We start from the raw sequence: 19,346 nt of genomic DNA, 5'->3' as shown, positions 1-19,346 counted from the left end.
AGGTAGAGCTTATAGGAGGTTTGATCTATGAACAACTCAACGATTAGTGCAGCAGTCTCCATGTCGAGCCTTCAGCAGCGGCTTGATATTATAGCGGATAATCTAGCCAACATGGATACCAATGGTTATAAGAGCAAGCAGGGCTCTTTTGAGGACGTGCTGACTCGTGTACAACAGCAATCGGATGATTATGACCAACCGGGCCGTTCTACACCCCTAGGCTTTAATATGGGTTTTGGGACTTATGTGCCTTCGATCTCAACGAATTGGGAAGAGGGTCCCCTTAAAGAAACAGGGAGTCCGACCGACTTAGCCATTCAGGGCAACGGGCTTTTTGGTGTTCAGGTCAATGGTACTACGGCGTACACACGTCAGGGTGATTTTCACTTTATTCCTGACACGACTGATGCCAAGATGATGGTATTGGTTGATAACACAGGAAACTCCGTTTTAAATACAGAGGGCAAACCTCTAACGGTTCCTGTAGGTGTGAATGCTGCTATCGATGAATCCGGTCGTGTGTTAACGAAAAAGACGGAGAATGGACCTGTTCAGGTAGCGGGTACTATAATGATAGTAGAACCTAAGACACAGAATGCCTTAAAGGCTGTCGACGGGAATTTCTATATGCTTGCAGATGGAGTTACAGCACAGCAGGCTTTTGTACAAAGAGCGGCAGGCGAGGCATCTGGAATTGGAGTGCGCTCAGGATGGCTGGAGCAGTCGAATGTCGATATGACCTCAGAAATGACAGAAATGATGCAGATTCAACGCACGTATCAACTCGTAGCTCGGGCACTTTCGTCCAGTGATCAGATGTTTGGTCTAGCCAATAACATGCGCGCGTAGAGGTGAAGGAATGGATCGACAGGAAAAAGTTAAATCGGAAGAGAAGAAAGAACCCTCTCCACGAGGGATCTCCAAATGGACCATGATACAATGGGTTCTTATTCCCTTGCTTCTCGTAGCTGCACTTGGAGGCGGCCTGGCCGTCGGTTACGTTGTCCTGGGTAAGAAAGAGTTAAGCGATGCTCTGCAGTGGAGCACGTGGAGACATGTATATGATTTGGTTTTTGCTCCATAAATGAAGATGATTTAACCACTCCCTTGTTATACAAGGGAGTTTTCTTTTTTATGCTGAAAAATGTATAATGGTGGGGGGCCTCGGGCAGCAAAAAGGGCCCTCTCCGCCATGCTGCCGCATCCGGTGGAGAAAGCCCCTTATCTCAACCTCCACTTCTGCAGTTGGTGAAGGATAAATATAGTTTTTACCGAACCTGCCTAATTTTATGCATTTCGGCAAAGAATAAAAGAAAATGTGCAACATCCGAAAGGAGTTTTGTCATAATGCTGGATATCAACCAAATTCAAGAAATCATCCCCCATCGGCCTCCATTTCTGCTGGTGGACAAAATTATCGAGATTGAAATGGGCAAAAAAGCTGTAGGAATCAAAAATGTAACGATCAATGAACCGTTCTTTGTAGGTCACTTTCCGGGCTATCCGGTAATGCCGGGTGTACTGATTACAGAAGCCCTTGCACAAGTGGGTGCGGTTGCTATCCTGGGAGTAGAGGCTAATCGCGGCCGAATCGGTTTTTTAGCTGGGCTGGACGGATTCCGTTTCCGTGGTCAAGTGGTACCGGGCGATACACTTACTCTTGAAGTAGAGATCACCCGTCTTAAGGGCAGCATCGGAAAAGGACAAGCTACTGCTTCCGTTGAAGGTAAGGTTGTAGCCTCTGGAGAAATTATGTTTGCTCTGAGCTAAATATTTTATTTTTTTATAAATATATCTAAAGGAGAGATTCATATGACTCAATTAAGTGCAAAAGCGGCAGACACATTATCCCGCTGGTTGCAGGACCCTTCTGTTGACGAGGCTACAAAGGCAGAGCTTCGCGCTCTGGAGAATGAGCCACAGGAGCTTGAAGAGCGTTTTTACAGAGACTTAGAGTTTGGTACAGGCGGCTTGCGTGGGGTTATTGGTGCGGGCAGCAATCGTATCAATCGTTATACTGTTGGCAGAGCTACACAAGGCTTCGCTAATTATATTCTAGAAAAGCATACTGGAGAAGGCAGACCTTCGGTTGTTATCGCGCATGACTCTCGCCGCTTCTCGCCTGAATTCACACTTGAGGCTGCTCTCGTACTGGCTGCTAATGGTATCGAGGCGCATTTGTTTACTTCCCTTCGTTCAACACCACAGCTGTCATTCAGTGTGCGTTATTTGAAAGCAACGGGTGGTATTGTAATCACCGCGAGCCATAACCCTCCTGAATACAATGGTTATAAGGTCTATAATTCGGAAGGCGGACAGCTTGTACCACACGAAGCCGAAAAGGTCATTTCTTACATATTAGAGGTTGACACTTTTGATGGTGTGAAGCGGATTTCGCAAGAAGAAGCTGAAGCTCAAGGACTGTTGCACTGGCTAGGAGAGAAGGATGACGAAGCGTTTACCGATACTGTTGCTGCGGTCAGTCTTGCAAGTGAAGAGATTGCCTCTACGCTTGGAAAAGACTTCAAAATCGTATACACTCCGCTGCATGGTACAGGTAATTTGCCAGTCCGCCGTGTACTTGAGAAAATCGGCTTCACCCAGGTGCATGTTGTACCTGAGCAAGAGCAGCCGGATTCTGAATTCTCTACAGTGAAATCTCCGAACCCGGAGGAACGTGAAGCTTTTACGCTGGCTATGAAGCTGGGCGAAGAGTTGAATGCTGACCTTTTGATTGGTACAGATCCTGATGCAGACCGTATGGGTGCGGTAGTTCGCGACAATGAAGGTAAATTTGTTGTTCTGTCCGGCAATCAATCCGGAGCACTGATGATTCATTACTATTTGAGTCGTTTGCAGGAACAAGGAAAGCTGCCTCGCAATGGTGCGGTTGTAAAGACTATCGTTACTAGCGAAATGGGGGCTGCTGTAGCTTCTCATTATGGTGCAACTGTATTTAATACGCTGACTGGCTTCAAATATATTGGAGAAAAGATGACGCAGTTCGAACAATCCGGAGAATACACATATCTTTTCGGATATGAAGAAAGCTATGGTTATCTTGCAGGCAATTATGCTCGTGATAAGGATGCTGTTCTTGCTGCTATGCTTATCGCTGAAGCAGGTGCTTATTATAAAGCTCAAGGCAAAACATTATATGATGTTCTTCAGGAATTGTACGAGCAGTTCGGATACTTCTTGGAAAGCTTGGAGTCCCGTACGCTGAAAGGCAAAGATGGCGTTGCGCAAATTCAAGGAATCATGAATGATTGGCGTTCTAATGCACCACAAGAAATTGCTGGATCTGCCGTAACAGAAATTCAGGATTATTCTCTGGGCTTAAATGGACTGCCGAAGGAAAATGTACTGAAGTATTTGCTGGCTGACGGATCTTGGTTCTGCCTGCGCCCTTCCGGCACAGAGCCTAAGATTAAGGTTTATTTTGCAGTAGTGGGTGACTCCCTGCAGAATGCTAAGGATAAGGTTGCTGCACTGTCGAAACAGGTTATGGCTCGCGTTGACGGGGGACAATAATAAATATAGAGTGCCTTCTATATTGTGAATTATATTTTATGTAGAAACGGGTACCGTCTCTAAAAGGATGACGATCCGTTTCTACTTTTGTTAAAAGAGTTTTTAAAGCGAAAGAGGAGGTACTTTTGGTGCGGCAAAAATGGCAACGTTGGAATATTACTTCCCGAAAGTGGCTGTGGATCATAGTTGTGGTTGGCGTTATAGCAGCCTTGCCTGTGGTCTATGATCGACTGCAGACGGAGAAGTCTTCCAAGACAGTAGAATTTGTATTTGATTATCGTGATCTGGTTGATGTAGCCAGCTATCGTGCAAATCCACAAGATTATATTTCCGAGCAGTTAGATCGCCTTAAAGACGCGGGTGTTCAGAGTATGGCGATTTACGAAAGCACATTGGAAGATTATCGTAAGGCGCGTCGTCTGATGATATGGGGTGCGGCTGATATAGCTAATCTTACGGACACGATCATTCCTGAAAATGAGAACTATACCTATATTCTTTTTACCAGTGCTGATTACAGCGATACTTTAGCGCCTGTAATTAAAGAAGCATTTAGTAATCTTGGGATTAATTCAAGAGACTGGAGTTTCCGCGGACAGCAGGGTCTTATCATTGAGACCCCGCTAGAAGATGCTACATTGAAGCCGCTCCAGCCCGATCCATTTACATTGGAGATGCTGCACAACAAGGGATTCAGTATTGTACCTCGTCTTGTGGATTCTCTGACTTATAATGAAGCCACGGTAAAGAAGCTGTTGGATCGTTATGAGGAATTGGGTGTTAAACGGATTCTATTTGAAGGTGAGTCTGTTAAAGGGTTTAATGATGATGCCGATACTGGCAGTATCACTGACTTTGCTAATCTCCTTAAGGAACGTGGAATGGGGATTGCAGCAATTGAGAATATTAAGAAACAGCAAAAGGGCTTTAACAGGCTCGCTTATTTGCTGGATTATAATGTGACGCGTTTATATTCCCTTAGTGAGGGTGATTCTGCTTTAGATCCAAAAGTGATTTCGGACCGTTTCGCTCTGGCAACAAAGGATCGGAATATCCGCATGATCTACTTAAACACGATTCCTGCAAGAAATACTGCTAAGGCACAGGTAACAGATACATTAGATAATCTTATTACCAGCCTAAGCGAACCAGGCGGAGCTGTTGAGCAGATTGAAGATAATGGATTTAAGTTGGGACAAGCTACGGCATTTGAGGTTGTAGATTCCTCTTATCAACGTTACTTTAAGTTAGTTGCGGTGGTTGGAGCAGTGTCTTTAGTGGCTCTGCTGGTCTCTTACTTCATTCCACAGCTCACGCTTGCTGCCTGGGTGTTAGGTCTGATTGGAAGTGCAGGCCTGATGCTAGTGAAGCCTGAAATGTTTGAACAAGCGCTCGCGCTTGCCGCTGCGATAAGTGCACCAACGCTTGCCGTTGTGCTTGCCATTCGTAAGGTTAATGAAATGGGGCCACCTCTACGGAGCAATCCCCTTACCTATAAGGCTATGAGCCCGCAACGCCGGTTTACACATAGCTTAGTGCTTTATTTTAAGACTTCACTGATCTCTTTGAGCGCTGTGCCGTTTATGATAGCACTGCTTAATAATGTTACTTATAGCCTGGTTCTCAACCAGTTCCGTGGTGTCAGTCTGCTTCATATGGCGCCTATCGGTCTTGTGGCACTTTACGTACTTTTGTATCGCGGGGATTTTGTCTTTAACAAGACAGGTAAGCTGCTGCGGACACCAATCACATTTGCGATGATTATCATTGCCTTTGTTTTGGCGGTTGTTGGCTATTATTACATGACCCGTACAGGTAACGGTGGCAGTGTGAGTCCGCTGGAAATGGTTTTACGTACCTTCTTGGAAAATACGGTTGGCGTTCGACCGCGTAATAAAGAGTTTTTGCTAGCGCATCCGTTATTAATTCTTGGTGCATTCTTGGCCTTTAGATACCGGAATGCAGCGTTTATCATGATTATTGCTGTAATCGGTCAGCTCTCCATGGTGGATACCTTTGCACATATTCACTCGCCAGTTCTGATCTCGCTCATTCGTGGCTTGCTCGGTCTTGGATTAGGACTGATCATTGGTGTGATTGCCGTAATCGTATGGCAAATTGCAGAAGGGTGTTGGAAACGATGGTCGCCACTCCTAAAAAGATAGTTATTTCCGGTTATTACGGTTTCCATAACAGCGGGGATGAGGCGGTACTGCAATCTATATTGATTGCACTGCAACAACATTCTCAAGCTGCAGGTATAGAGATCGAACCCATTGTCTTGTCCATCGATCCTGAGTGGACTAGCGCCACATATGGAGTGAAATCTGTGCACCGGATGAAGCTGGTTGAAGTCCGTCAAGCTATTTATGAGAGTTCTGGTCTGATCAGCGGTGGAGGTAGCTTGCTGCAAGATGTAACAGGAAGCAAGAGTATTCCTTACTATTTAGGTATTATCAAGCTTGCGCAGTGGATGGGTAAACCGACCTTTATTTATGCTCAAGGAATCGGACCTGTGAATCGTAAGCTTTTCCACCCATTAATCAAATCAGTGTTTCGCAAATGTACCTATATCTCTGTGCGGGATGAACAATCCCGCGAGCTTTTACTTTCTATGGGATTAGAACAGAAGAACATAGAGGTTGTTCCTGACCCGGTGATGGGCTTATCTTTACCTGATGATACTGATGCTGCTGAATTACCAGAGTCTTCAGATTCACTTCCGGTAGTAGGTATTTCGGTACGTTATTGGGAACAAGATCGCAAGGAGCTGGACGCTCTTGCTCAAGGCTTGATTAAGGCGAATCTTGAGAAACCATTGCATTTAAGATTCCTTCCGTTTCATCTTCCATCGGATATTGAAGCCTCACGTTATGTGATGGAGAAGCTGGAAGAAAATATAAGCCAGCATGGGGGGCAGGTCAGTATTTGTGAAGATGCCAGTCATCCGCAACACATGCTGCGGGAAGTAGGGCAATGTGAAGTGCTGATCGGAATGCGTCTTCATAGCCTGATTTATGCCGCAGGGCGGCGAGTTCCGCTGATTGGTATCTCTTATGATCCGAAAATTGATCATTTTCTAGACAGAGTTCGGTGTCAGCCTGTGGGCACGACCCAATCATTAGATGCTGGACAAGTTGCTGCTGAGATAGGCCATCTTTTGGAAACAACAGAGGGATGGAGAAATGAGCGGGAGACGATCCTCTCCTCGTTGATTCAAGAAGCAGGGGCTCCAGCACGGCAAATCGTAGAATATTTCCACCATAAAGGATGATCTAAAGTGAAAGCAGAAAGCGCGGTACCTACAGTTCCTATTTTTGGGATTAGAGTCTCCAAGGTGGATATGGCAGCAACTGTTGCTTATTTGACAGAGGCGGTTCATACCCGTATCCCGCATCAAGTGATTACAGCTAATCCGATTATGGTTATGGCTGCTTTGGAAGATCCAGCTTATATGGAGATAATGAAGTCAGCTGAATTGGTTGTCCCAGATGGAACCGGTGTGGTATGGGCTGCTAATTATTGTAAGGAGCCTGTAACCGAACGGGTAGCTGGGTTTGACCTGTTACATGAATTGATGCAACAGGGTGAAAGATATGGATGGAAGGTATATCTCCTTGGTTCTACACCTGAGGTGATTCAGGAAACCGCTGAAAGGTTACAATTGCAATATCCGCGTGTTATTATTGCAGGATATCATGACGGTTATTTTGGTCCGGAATCGGACGATGAAATTATTGCTGGAATTGTTAAAACCAATCCTGACTTATTATTTGTGGCCAGAGGCGCGGATAGTCAGGAACCATGGATTGCAAAACACAAATCCAAGTTAGGTGTTCCGATCATGATGGGGGTCGGCGGCAGCTTTGATGTAATTTCTGGCAAGAGCAAGAGAGCGCCAAAAGTTTTCCAAAAAATGAGAATTGAATGGTTGTACCGTTTATTAAAAGAGCCTACGCGGTACAAAAGAATGCTTGCGTTGCCGAAATTCGCATTAAAAGTGGTGCGTGAGAAAGATAAAGTAACAAAAGTCTAGTCAAATGCCGATATTCACCTAGAAAATCAGATGAATAGCCTAAAAAAGGGATTGGAATTTGTTTTTGTAACAGCGTATAATTCAATGCGGTAGAGAAATGGGGGTCGACTGATCAAATGTTAATCATATACATCGCTGGATTTATCGTATGCATGGGACTCGCACTTGGCCTCACACCTTTGGTGAAAAAATTCGCCATTAAGATTGGTGCGACAGATGTGCCGAATGCTCGTAAAGTGCACACGAAAATTATGCCCCGCCTTGGCGGATTAGCTATTTTTCTGGCGTTTGTGTTAGGCCTGCTTGCCGTATTGCCGATTATTCCATATGAGTTCACTCCGCGGGAGGCCAACTTCATCAAAGCGCTGCTGTGTGGCGGCGGACTGATTGTACTTATCGGAGGGTTGGATGACCGATTTGAATTATCAGCAAAGTTGAAGCTGCTGGGCCAAATTGTCGCAGCATGTATTGTAGTTTTCGGTTTTGGTATTACTGTAGATTTTGTGAATATTCCATTTAACAATACGTATTCTTCATTGGAAAGCTGGATTGCTATCCCGCTTACGATTTTCTGGATTGTTGGTGTCACCAATGCTGTTAACCTGATTGACGGGTTGGACGGGCTTGCTGCTGGTGTATCAGGGATTGCGATTGCTACGATTGCGGTAATGGCTTTCTTGATGGGTAACACGATGGTTGCAATGTTATGCCTGTTGCTTCTGGGTAGCATAATCGGATTCTTGTTCTTCAACTTCCATCCCGCCAAGATTTTTATGGGGGATACGGGATCGCTGTTCTTAGGCTTCTGCTTAGCTTTACTTGCTTTGCTAGGGTTTAAACAGATTGCCGTGGTTTCGTTTATTACACCTTTGCTTATTATTGGTGTACCGTTGTCGGACACGTTCTTTGCGATCGTGCGCCGTAAGCTGCAGAAGAAACCAATCTTTGCACCAGATAAAGGTCACTTGCATCATTGCCTTCGCGAGCTAGGCTTTAGTCATCGTCAGACTGTGCTCATTATTTATGGTATTGCTGCATTTTTCGGAGTTTTAGCTGTTATTCAATCCTCTGCCGCTCTTTACGAGGCGAACTGGGTTACCTTTGTAGTCATCTGCATCATGCTCTTCTTCTTGCAGATCGGTGCGGAAGTTACAGGTTTGATCGGTAAGACTAAACGTCCGTTGATTGATTTCTTTTTAAGAATTCGTATGAAAGCTAATCCGGAAAGAGGTTCCAAATCTTAATTTATTAATGGTATTATTCTAATATTTTCTATAACTAACAAAACTCATCCCTTTTCGGATGAGTTTTTTGTTGTTTTCCCTAAAAATATCGCTTCCTATGACCGATAAAGAACAAAGTGAAGGTTTACGAGAATTTATACTCAAAGGAGAGATATAACACATGCAACGCTTTAAGAGACCGTTCGTTTGGCTGATGCTGGCGGCTTTGATCGTTTCTATGTTCCCAGGTAAATACACGCCCATAGCGGCAGCGGCTACCACGAGCTCCACGACTTTCTTCAGTCCGGATGATCTCACATTACGGAATACTGTTCTGTTGAAACAGGATGTTGTAGCAACAACAGCTAATCCTAATCCTGAGGGACTTATTGACCGTTCTAGTGTTTACAAAGTAAGTAGCCCTACCTTTTCAATTACAGGAACCTACTCTCAGGTAACATCTTCCACGATGAAGGTTACTGTAGAGCAGCTTACAAAAGATAGTCAATCTAATAAATGGGTAACAGATGCTACTCACCTGACTACGGGAGCGGTAACAACAGATACCAATAGCCCGGATAACCGTTTTGTAGCATCTGGTCTTGTTTTGTATACAGGTTTTAATAAGGTGACCTTTTCTGGTATGCAAGGGAATCTCCAACGTTCAGAATCATTTTATGTTCTTTATGATAAAGTTCCCTATGTAACAGAATTAAAAGTTTTGGGTGGTCCTTCTGCGCTTAATTTAAATGAAGGAACACAAGTTGTCGTACCAGTATCTACAGTTACTCTTCAAGGTAAAGTAACGAATGCCACTAAAGTCAGTGTCTCCGTGAATGGAGGAACTGCATTACAAACTTCCCTATTGGAAGACGGAACATTTTTCACCCCCGCGCTGAACTTGAGTCCGGGATTAAGTACGCTTAAGATTGTTATTCAAAATGCTTCGGATTCAATAACAATAGACAGATCCGTATATTTCTTTGATAAGGATCAACCGTACGCTTCTTTGAACATCAACCACGACAATGCGGACTATAATATCTTAAATGATAATGTGCCTACGTTGACTGCTGATTTGACTCCAAGTGTTGCAGGTTTTACTGGACAGATCTTAGTTCCATATAACGTGGCTCCGTTTGCAACAAATGCTGTGCTAACTCTTAATAAAGGTAATAGTTCCGAAAAAGTTGTAACGATTAGTGCTGTGACAGAAGAATTAACAATTCCTGGTCCTGATGGCGTTACGCCAACGTATAAATTGGTTAAATTTAAGACTGCAGCTGATTTAGAAATCTTGGCGGGTGTAAATGACTTTAAATTGTCTGTAGATTATGGCAGCCACAGCAGTTCTCATCTTTATTCATATAAATTTTTGAAAAATGAGACTGTTATAACAGAAATGTACTACCTTCCTGGATATACAGGCTCAGGTGATCTTACCAATATCTCTAAATTGCCTTTGAATGGCCAACAGTTAGAGACGGATAGTTTCTATATAATGGCGAAGACAAATAGATCAACAACCCCAGCAGATATAACTGCAAACTATTTGCCTTTGAGTAATAAACCACTATCCATAGATTATGTAACTGCAGGCACAGGAACAAATGAATATATTTATAAAATATCAGGGTTCTCTAATGGTCAACAAAAGGTACAATTCCGTTATAAAGGATCAGAATCCTTCTATAATGCTGATATTTCATATGTATCGAAAAACTATATATATGTAAGTAATCTGCAAGATGGTCAGACCTACGAATTCGATTCCAGTGTAGAAAAAAAACTTAATGTCGCTGGGGAATATATCGGGTTCGAAAATATAGAAAATGCACAAGTGCAAATTAACGGTACAGACAGTAACTCATTATCTAGCAATCCTTTTAAGCTTGAAGTAGAAAAAAACTCAACAGTAAATAAAACAACTTTTAATTTCACTGTGACAATCAGTCAGACGGGACCACTGGTATACGGTGAGAATAAAATCGTGTTTACTGGAGTCTCAAGAGATAATGCTGGTAACCAACGTATTATCAAAAAAGAACTTAAAATTTACATCATTGATACCAACATTTCTGGGATAAAACAATTCCATCCTACTTTAGGGGATAATCGTTTACCTTTTACAACTACAACCCTTTCTAATGAAGTCGAGCGTAATGCCATGCTGGCATTGCCGGCTGAGATTGTATATAAGGATGAAAAATATACAACAAACAAAGATAAATTCGACTTGGTACTACAAGGTAGTGGTGCTACAACGCTGAATCTTTATCAGGGCTCTACTTTGGTGTTTACTTCGACGGGGCAAGATAAGCTGCTAATTGACGGTACGGAATCCGCTGGACCTATTGGTCCTAAACGTTATCCTGATGAAGTGGCTGCAAATGGTCTGTATTATGACTACATTGGCAGTGCTAAAAACTTTATTTTAAGATTACGTGACATTAAATTTGATGCCCCAGGAAGTCAAGTTTATACCCTAGAGCTTATTAACAAAACAGGAGCAAGAACTACACAACGTCTTGAAGTAGTGCGGGAAGTTGCTCCATATCGTCTTCTGTCACCTGTAGCGACGGTAGGTGAGCAAATTGTTGTTAACAAAAACTTTGTTCGTTTTGATATTGAGGCTGAAGGTGCCACTAAAGTAATAATTGGCAAAGAAGAAGCAATTAAACGTACGGATTTGCCAAATCAAGATCGCTTCACCTATGATTATGTGGGTTTAAAAGCAGACAAATCGAATCCTATTAAGATACAAGTGGTTCGTGCTAACTCCACAATAAGCGATACCATAAATGTGTATTATGCCAGTGCTGTGCAGATTGATACACAATATATGGCGGAGAAGGTAGCTACGAAGTATAGTGTCTTTAATAAAACCTTGGAATTGAACTTCCCTAAAGGTACGATTATGAAGGGATATACTAGCTCTGGTGCTGCAAAATATTATCCTAATACAAAACTGTTGTTTGGTATTGCGGATCCCGCTGATGGCGTTGTTGAACGTAAGAATGATTACGGGAACATTATCAATGTAACGGGTAGTGACGACAGAACCGAAGGCGGGGGCGGGCAGCTTGTGATTCCACAGGATCTTGCTCTGCGCTTTACATCAACCGTCTCTACTAATAACTTTTCGAGAGTATCGGATATCTATTGGCTTAGTGGGGGTCTAGGAAATGATGGCGTTAATCTTGAGACTAACGGGGTTACCCCACATTTCGTGGATGCCAGTGGAAAGACTGGATATTTTACACAGTATAGTCAAACAAGAAAAATCGTACCTTCCCAACGTGGTGAATTGACGCTTACTTTCAACTCCAGCATAGTGGATGAAGTGGGATCGACTATTACAGTATTCCGATATACAGATTCAGGTAAGTGGGAGAACTTGGGCGGTGTCGTAGATACGAAGAAACATACCATCACCGTTCCATTCGATGAATTTGGTTATTACACTGTTATGAAGCTGCGCCGTGGTTTTGTTGATATTACGAATCATCCATGGGGCAGAAATATAATGAATGGATTGTATTCCAAAGGATTTATGACTAATCTTCGAGCAGATGCATTCGGAGCCGATGATTTGACCACTCGTGGTGAATTTGCAACATTGTTGGTGAAATCATTAAGTATTCCTTTGAACTATGATGCTAATAAACAAACCTTCTTTGATATTGTGCCAGAAGCCGTCGCGGCCACATGGGATTTCAAACACATTGAGACAGCTGCTAGGGCAGGTATTGTTACAGGCCTCAGTGATGGCTTCTTTGGGCCTGATCAAGCCTTAACACGTGAACAAGCCGCAGTAATGATAGCTAGGGCGTTGAAACTCAAGATGTCTTTGAATGACAGTAAACTGCTAGCAAGCTTAAGCAAATCATTTGTTGATACAAGTAACATGGATTTCTACTCACGTCCTGCAATTGAAGCTATATCTAAAGCTAAGATTATGGAAGGAAGCGCTGTGACCGTTACAGGCCAAAAGAAGCCCGTCTATAACTTTAACCCGAAGGGTAAGTTGACTAGAGCAGAGGCCGGTAAGATTACTGTGGCACTCTTACAGAAGAGTACAAGCATCTTCCCTAAGAACTTTAACTAAAGAATAAAAAAAAGTGCTCCGGCTTGCGAAAAGTATTCGTAGGTCGGAGTTTTGATGTAAAGATAACAATTACCAGCGACATAAATTTTGTAATCTGCACCGATTTACGATACAATAATGTAGAAAATATTATTTTCTGAAAGGTGAAAGCCATCGATGAAACCGATTTTATCAAAAGCACAGTTGGATTACATGAAAGCCAAGAATATGTTTGAGAATAGAGCAAAAGTGTTGGAGAAGGAAATTGCAGCTAAACGGGCACTACAGGAGATCACTCAAGAGGTTATGGAAGAACTGGTGCAAGCAACAGGATTCCACGATTCATACAACGAGCTTGTTGTTACTGAGAATGCTCTGATCGAATGGTCTCATACTACAATCAAGCATGAGAAGAGCTACCGCGAGAACCGCGCAGCTATTGATGCAATGTATGACAATGTGAACTCGAGTCCTGAGAAGCGTCAGGAATTGATCCAATTATCTATGAAGATTCGTTAGAAACAATGTAATAGAAGCAAGCGTCGGCAACGGCGCTTTTTTTGTTTTTTGTAGGAATGTTTAAATTAATAGTACAAGTGTTAATGATTCTTAGTAAATATTGCATAATGACGTTTAGAAAGCGACTATGATATACTGTTTTCCGTAGGCACCCATGATTAACAATAGTTAGTAGAACATACATATGTATCTTCTAATGGGATCACACCGGAAAATATAAAAAAGAAGATTTTTTTTGAGAAACCGCAACTTTTTCAAATCTTCTGCGTTTAAGGTGTAGAGTCATTTACACAGAGGCTGAAATTAACCGCTGGTAAAGCCAATTTAACAAAATGGAAAAATTAGCTTTACGTGACTTGAGGCACATTGTATAATACTTAGGTATAATTAGGAATCTAGTATTGTCATGTCCTAAAATCGTTTACCAGTTTCTGTGATACCCGTCACAGACATTATTTATACTTAATTTGCTCAACTCGGGAAAGGGGGTGCATCGGCTAATGAGTGACATGAGCTACTCAACTAAAGAAAAATCTCAGTTTATGAACGTCCAAGGAGGAGAAAAAAAGGTTATGAAGAAAATTTTATCCGTAGCATTATCTACAGCAATGGCATTCTCGATGTTTGCCTCTGTAGCGTTTGGTGACGCAGCAACAACTCCGCAACAAAAATTTGATGCTTTGGCAGCGAAAGGTATTCTCAACGGATACCCAGATGGTCAAGCTCACCTTGAAAAAGATCTTACTCGTGCTGAGTTCGCGAAGATCGTTACTAAATTGTTCGACCTTACTGAAGTAAGTAACAAATTGTCTTACAAAGACAAAGGTTACAACGCATCGAACTGGGCAGTGCCTTACATCGAAGCTGTTACTGCAGTAAACTACATGCAAGGTAAAGATACTGTTAAAGGTATCTTCGATTACAACGGTAAAGTAACAGTTGAAGAAGTTGCGGCTGTATTGTTCCGCGCTTTGAAATTGGAACAACCAACTACAACTGATAACTCTGCATCCGCATGGGCTAAAGGTTATGCTCAAGCAGTAATCAATGCAGGTTTGGTTGCTAAAGACACTAACTTCAAAGCTAACGCTAGCCGTTCTTTGGTAGTTGAAACAGCTTATGCTGTTGATCAATTGAGCCAAGCAGCTACAATCGTTTCTGCTGAAGCATTGAGCCCAACTAAAGTAGTTGTTACTTTCTCTGACAAAACTACTACAACTGTTGAATTGACAACTGCTCTTGTAGCAGGCGTTGAAACTACAATCAACTTCAAACACAATGATCATGATTACACTACAAAAGTAACTTTGGCAGCTCCTAAGGTTGTTTCCGCAGAAGCTCCAAATGCTAAACAAGTAGTAATCAAATTTAACCGTTCAATCGATGTTGATACACTGGCTGAATCCAGCAAAGTTATCGACGGCGTAGTAAAAGTAACTAAAGTGGGTAGTGATGTTAACGAAGTAGCTAATGCTAATGTTACCTTCAACGCTGACAACACTGAAGCTGTTATTACCCTGCCAGGAGTTAAATTCCTTAAAGGTAACTACACTGTAGTTCTTAACGATGCTGTAACAACAACATCTGCTGAAGCTATCCCAGCTTACACACAACTGATCACTGTTGCTGATACAGTTGCTCCAACACTTGCTTCTGCTAGCTCTACTGCAAAAGCAACTACTAAAGATGTATACGTGAAATTCAGCGAACCAGTTAAAACTACTGGTATTGTTGCTTACGTAAATGGTCAAGTTGCTACTGTAACTGTAACAAATGATACTTACACTGAGTATAAATTGTCTGCAGGAACATTGGATAGCGGCAAAACTTACGATGTATCGTTGCTTAACGTTACTGACTTTGCAGGTAATGTAGCTAATCCTAACCCAATCAAAACTACTGTAACTGTAGTTTCTGACGTTGCTGCTCCAGTAATCAAGAGCGTAACTCCAGTAAGTGACAAGTATGTTGAAGTTGAGTTCGACAAAACAGTTGATCGTGCTTCTTTGGTTGGTAATGTTCGCTTGTTGAACTCCGTTGGTGAAAGCCAAGGTACGTTCCAAGTGTTGACTACTGACAATGGCAAGAAGTTCACCCTTCAAAGCCCATTGACTAGCTTCCCTTCAACTGGAACTTTCACTGGTTCTGTAGTATTCGGAGCTTCTGTAAAAGATACTCTGGGTAACATTTTGGGAACAGCTGCTAGCCAAGCAATTACCTTTACTAAAGACACTGTAGCTCCTACTGTAACTGGTGTTACTTACACAACTACAGCTGTTAATAAAGGTCTGGTTCTGAAATTCTCTGAAAATGTTGTATACAAAGGTAAAGGCACCCTGCAACTGATTAATGATACTACTGGTGAAGCTACAACTGTACTTCACAATTCTAGTCTTGTTAAAGGTAGCGGAAGTACTTTCACTATCACTGGTGTAAGTGTACCAACTGCTGGTAGCTACACATTGCGTATTCCTGCAGGATTGTTCGTAGATAAATCCTACAGTGCAAATGAACTGACTGCTGCAGTATTGCCTGTAACAATCGGATCTACTTCAACTGACGATAAAGCTCCAGAATTGTTGGTTGTTAATGGCGCTGCTCCTATCAAGTTCTATGATAGCAAATCTGTTGGTGATGACACTTATGGTGATGCTTTGATCACTGTTGATCTGTTTGATGCTAGCGGTTTGAAATCATCCACAATTCTTGATAAAAACAGCTACACATTGAACAATGCTGGTCTTCCAAGCACTTCTTACGTTACAATTAAAACATTGAACGAAAAAGGCGAAGAAGTATCATCTGCTACTAACCCAACTCGTGCTCGTGCATATGTATATATCCCTAGCTCCAGCATCACAGAAACTAAAGACTATGTCTTTGCTGTGAATGGTGTTACTGATACTGCTGGTAACGTAATCGATGGTACAGTTGCACAACAAAAAGGTAAGCTGACTAGCAGAATTAGCCCTGCGTTTGATTCAGCTGTAGTATCCAGCGGAGGTTCAACTGAACTGATTCTCGGATTCTCCAAAGACCTGAATGAAGCTACAACTGAAGCTGACTTGAAAGCGAACCTGGAATTCTACATCAACACTGATGTTAATTCTAGCAACAAAATTTCATCAGATAACATTCTTTCTATCACTCCGATTAAATACGGATCTGATAAAGGAAAATGGTCTGTTAAATTCTCCAAGAAAATCATTGATTCCGCTGCTGGTGCTAAAGAAGAACTTGATCTTAACGCCAACGGTGTTAACAGAATCATTGTTAAAGTTAAGAAAGACGCTGCAATCTTCGATGCTGATGGCAACAAGATCAAAGGCGAAACAGAAATCTCCGCTAAGTAATCTCCGATTACCGAAGCACAGAATAGCCTCTTCGGAGGCTATTCTTTTTTTATAGGTTTTTATCCCCAATAATGAGGAGGAACTTCTTTGAAATCGGTATGGAAAGTAACAACCGCTGCTGTATTGCTGGCTGGTGGTATATGGGCTGGGTCTTTGCTAAACATTACTGCTGAAGGTGCAGGTGTTGGTTCTCAGCCTGGCACAACGGATGATCCTGTAGTTACTAAAAGCTACGTCGATCAGCAAATTCAGAAAGCACTTTCAGGTGGTGCAGTGACGACTCCGGTAGCGACTGCTACACCTGCGCCTAGTGCAACCACAGCGCCAGTAGCTACACCTGGTCAAAATAGTAGTAATGAATCTGTGATTGTTGATGTGAAGCCTGGCCAAACTTTAATTGCTTCTGCAGGCGCTGAATTTATCGTTCGCGCGGGTAAAGCAGTAATCGTTTCACAAGATGCGAATGGTGTGGCCGATTTAACAGATGGTAAAGATCTTACAAATGGACTAGCTGCACCATCTAACCACTTATTGTCCTTCCCTCGTGATGGTCGTGGTATAGCTGTTCAAGAGGGTCAAACCCTTGGTCTTGTTGTGATGGTTCGTGGTGGATATACCTTGAAATAATGTGTAATGATATATATTCATAATGCCCGTAAACGGACTTAATCATACCTTCAAACTGTTTTCCAAAGTTACAAATCATTGGCGCGATTGAAGATTAAGTGATGGACGCACAATATTCCTGTAATCTTACAAATTCACAGGAGGTGCTGTAACATGGCACGTAATAATCGTACAGTCGTACCTGAAAGTCGGACAATGCTGAAACAAATGCAATATGAAATTGCAGCTGAATTTGGTTTATATGGGGCTCATTATGGAGGCGGGGCAGACACGGAGTTTGCTTCTGAGTTAGGAGCAGTCGGAGGTAGTGGTTCTGGCCGTAGTCAGTACCTTGGGCATCTGAGTTCAAGGGATAATGGGTCTGTTGGAGGAGAAATTACGAAGAGACTCATTAAGCAAGCTGAACAGTCTCTTTTTCAATAATATCAGGGGTTAGGATACCCTTATTCCTTATCTGATATTGCTTTTTTATAGCGTGAAATCAATATTCATACTCTCACGGGGGGCTCTGTGTTTAATTGACACCACCCCCTAAATAAGATAATATGACTTTTGAGGAAAGCCTTAGACCTTTTCCATATGGAAAAGGTTCATTTTTTGAAGAGTTTAGTGAATGCAGGCATTAAATTTTGCGAAAATCCTTCATAAAAAGAAATCAGGCAAACCTGAATTATTTATATTATTTAGTTTAATTATTTGGCCTGTTATCATTAAGGAATCCCTTATACAGTGTCAGACTAACCATATGGGAGGTTGTTATACTTGTCTATTAAAGGGCGTCATTTGTTTACTTCTGAGTCCGTTACGGAAGGGCATCCGGATAAAATCTGTGACCAGATTTCCGACGCAGTATTGGATGCATTTTTAGTTAATGATCCTAATGCACGTGTAGCCTGCGAAGTAGCAGTAGCAACAGGTCTTGTACTGGTGATCGGGGAAATCAGTACCAAATCAGAGTATGTTGATATTCCTGCCATCGTACGCAATACCATCAAAGAAATTGGATACACACGTGCAAAATATGGTTTCGACTATAATACATGTGCTGTATTGAGTTCTCTTAACGAGCAGTCCGCTGATATTGCCCAAGGTGTTAACTCTGCTTTAGAACACCGGGATCCTGCTCAAGTAGCTGAAGAAACAGCTAATATTGGTGCGGGCGATCAAGGACTCATGTTTGGTTTTGCTACGAACGAGACACCTGAACTGATGCCACTGCCGATTGCTTTATCACATCGTATTGCACGTCGGTTATCTGAAGTTCGTAAGAACGGAACCTTGGACTATCTTCGTCCAGACGGCAAAACACAAGTTACAATTGAGTATCAAGATGAAAAACCTGTACGCGTAGACGCTATCGTAGTATCTACACAACATGCAGAGGAAATTTCTCTTGAACAAATTCAGGCGGATATTAAAGAACATGTTATTTTGCCTGTTGTTCCTGCGGAACTGCTTGATGCAGAAACCAAATACTTTATTAACCCAACCGGACGTTTTGTTATTGGGGGTCCTCAAGGGGATGCTGGTCTAACTGGCCGTAAGATTATCGTAGATACATACGGCGGATATGCTCGTCATGGCGGCGGAGCATTCTCAGGTAAGGATCCAACTAAAGTGGACCGTTCTGCGGCTTACGCGGCTCGTTATGTAGCTAAGAATCTTGTAGCTGCTGGTTTGGCCGACAAATGTGAGATCCAACTTGCCTATGCCATCGGTGTAGCTACTCCTGTCTCGATAAATGTGGATACATACGGAACAGGTAAAATCAGTGAAGAGAAAATGGTTCAACTGATCAGCAACAACTTTGATCTTCGCCCTGCGGGCATCATTTCTATGCTTGATTTGCGTAAACCGATTTACAGACAAACTGCAGCTTACGGTCATTTCGGACGTACTGATGTAGATCTTCCATGGGAACGCGTAGATAAAGCAGAATTGCTAAGAGATCAAGCAGGGTTGTAATT

At 42.4% G+C, this 19,346-nt stretch carries 14 protein-coding genes; all 14 read left to right on the top strand.

Annotated elements, in window-relative coordinates; translation table 11 throughout:
- Positions 1-27 precede the first annotated feature (27 nt).
- The 14 genes from NSQ66_RS28430 to metK all read left to right on the top strand — a co-directional run bounded on the left by NSQ66_RS28430 (position 28) and on the right by metK (position 19,344).
- Complete coding sequence (locus tag NSQ66_RS28430; RefSeq protein WP_038573632.1) at positions 28-849, top strand: flagellar hook-basal body protein; 822 nt, start codon at positions 28-30, stop codon at positions 847-849.
- 10 nt (positions 850-859) lie between these two features.
- Positions 860-1,084 (top strand): DNA-directed RNA polymerase subunit beta, encoded by a 225-nt coding sequence (locus NSQ66_RS28425; RefSeq protein ID WP_036681538.1) that lies wholly within the window; start codon positions 860-862, stop codon positions 1,082-1,084.
- 263 nt (positions 1,085-1,347) lie between these two features.
- Entirely contained in the window at positions 1,348-1,770 is a 423-nt protein-coding gene (fabZ, locus tag NSQ66_RS28420; protein ID WP_036681536.1) for a 3-hydroxyacyl-ACP dehydratase FabZ, read from the top strand.
- A 42-nt stretch (positions 1,771-1,812) separates the two neighbouring features.
- Complete coding sequence (locus NSQ66_RS28415) at positions 1,813-3,534, top strand: phospho-sugar mutase (RefSeq protein ID WP_036681534.1); 1,722 nt, start codon at positions 1,813-1,815, stop codon at positions 3,532-3,534.
- 128 nt (positions 3,535-3,662) lie between these two features.
- Positions 3,663-5,699: a DUF5693 family protein gene (locus tag NSQ66_RS28410; protein WP_036681532.1), complete on the top strand. Its 2,037-nt coding sequence runs from the start codon at positions 3,663-3,665 to the stop codon at positions 5,697-5,699.
- A complete protein-coding gene (gene csaB, locus NSQ66_RS28405) occupies positions 5,675-6,808 on the top strand; it encodes a polysaccharide pyruvyl transferase CsaB (protein WP_036681529.1) in 1,134 nt (377 codons plus the stop codon). Before NSQ66_RS28410 ends, csaB begins: the two co-directional genes overlap by 25 nt.
- Before the next feature lie 6 nt (positions 6,809-6,814).
- A complete protein-coding gene (locus NSQ66_RS28400) occupies positions 6,815-7,570 on the top strand; it encodes a WecB/TagA/CpsF family glycosyltransferase (protein ID WP_036681526.1) in 756 nt (251 codons plus the stop codon).
- Positions 7,571-7,686: 116 nt separating this feature from the next.
- Positions 7,687-8,814 (top strand): MraY family glycosyltransferase, encoded by a 1,128-nt coding sequence (locus NSQ66_RS28395; protein ID WP_036681523.1) that lies wholly within the window; start codon positions 7,687-7,689, stop codon positions 8,812-8,814.
- Between the two features lie 160 nt (positions 8,815-8,974).
- On the top strand, positions 8,975-12,901 hold the full coding sequence (locus tag NSQ66_RS28390; protein WP_076099679.1) for an S-layer homology domain-containing protein: 3,927 nt from the start codon (positions 8,975-8,977) through the stop codon (positions 12,899-12,901).
- A 156-nt stretch (positions 12,902-13,057) separates the two neighbouring features.
- A complete protein-coding gene (locus NSQ66_RS28385) occupies positions 13,058-13,399 on the top strand; it encodes a hypothetical protein (protein ID WP_036681520.1) in 342 nt (113 codons plus the stop codon).
- 500 nt (positions 13,400-13,899) lie between these two features.
- Positions 13,900-16,752: an Ig-like domain-containing protein gene (locus tag NSQ66_RS28380; RefSeq protein ID WP_052097368.1), complete on the top strand. Its 2,853-nt coding sequence runs from the start codon at positions 13,900-13,902 to the stop codon at positions 16,750-16,752.
- Positions 16,753-16,839: 87 nt separating this feature from the next.
- Positions 16,840-17,379: a hypothetical protein gene (locus NSQ66_RS28375; protein WP_038573625.1), complete on the top strand. Its 540-nt coding sequence runs from the start codon at positions 16,840-16,842 to the stop codon at positions 17,377-17,379.
- A gap of 153 nt (positions 17,380-17,532) precedes the next feature.
- The gene (locus tag NSQ66_RS28370) at positions 17,533-17,802 is read left to right on the top strand and encodes an alpha/beta-type small acid-soluble spore protein (protein ID WP_036681516.1); all 270 of its coding nucleotides are present in this window, start codon (positions 17,533-17,535) and stop codon (positions 17,800-17,802) included.
- Between the two features lie 339 nt (positions 17,803-18,141).
- Positions 18,142-19,344: a methionine adenosyltransferase gene (metK, locus tag NSQ66_RS28365; RefSeq protein ID WP_036681514.1), complete on the top strand. Its 1,203-nt coding sequence runs from the start codon at positions 18,142-18,144 to the stop codon at positions 19,342-19,344.
- The last annotated feature ends 2 nt before the right edge of the window (positions 19,345-19,346 follow it).

The sequence above is a fragment of the Paenibacillus sp. FSL H3-0329 genome, assembly GCF_037963285.1.
Taxonomy (GTDB): Bacteria; Bacillota; Bacilli; order Paenibacillales; family Paenibacillaceae; genus Paenibacillus_AQ; species Paenibacillus_AQ odorifer.
Note: the sequence above shows the minus strand (reverse complement) of the source record. Positions and strands in the feature narration are given on the sequence as shown.

Excerpts from the sequence above, each read along its gene's own strand:
- NSQ66_RS28430 (WP_038573632.1), top strand. The coding sequence starts at position 28 with ATGAACAACTCAACGATTAGTGCAGCAGTCTCCATGTCGAGCCTTCAG.
- NSQ66_RS28425 (WP_036681538.1), top strand. The coding sequence starts at position 860 with ATGGATCGACAGGAAAAAGTTAAATCGGAAGAGAAGAAAGAACCCTCT.
- fabZ (WP_036681536.1), top strand. The coding sequence starts at position 1,348 with ATGCTGGATATCAACCAAATTCAAGAAATCATCCCCCATCGGCCTCCA.
- NSQ66_RS28415 (WP_036681534.1), top strand. The coding sequence starts at position 1,813 with ATGACTCAATTAAGTGCAAAAGCGGCAGACACATTATCCCGCTGGTTG.
- csaB (WP_036681529.1), top strand. The coding sequence starts at position 5,675 with ATGGTCGCCACTCCTAAAAAGATAGTTATTTCCGGTTATTACGGTTTC.
- NSQ66_RS28395 (WP_036681523.1), top strand. The coding sequence starts at position 7,687 with ATGTTAATCATATACATCGCTGGATTTATCGTATGCATGGGACTCGCA.
- NSQ66_RS28390 (WP_076099679.1), top strand. The coding sequence starts at position 8,975 with ATGCAACGCTTTAAGAGACCGTTCGTTTGGCTGATGCTGGCGGCTTTG.
- NSQ66_RS28385 (WP_036681520.1), top strand. The coding sequence starts at position 13,058 with ATGAAACCGATTTTATCAAAAGCACAGTTGGATTACATGAAAGCCAAG.
- NSQ66_RS28380 (WP_052097368.1), top strand. The coding sequence starts at position 13,900 with ATGAGTGACATGAGCTACTCAACTAAAGAAAAATCTCAGTTTATGAAC.
- NSQ66_RS28370 (WP_036681516.1), top strand. The coding sequence starts at position 17,533 with ATGGCACGTAATAATCGTACAGTCGTACCTGAAAGTCGGACAATGCTG.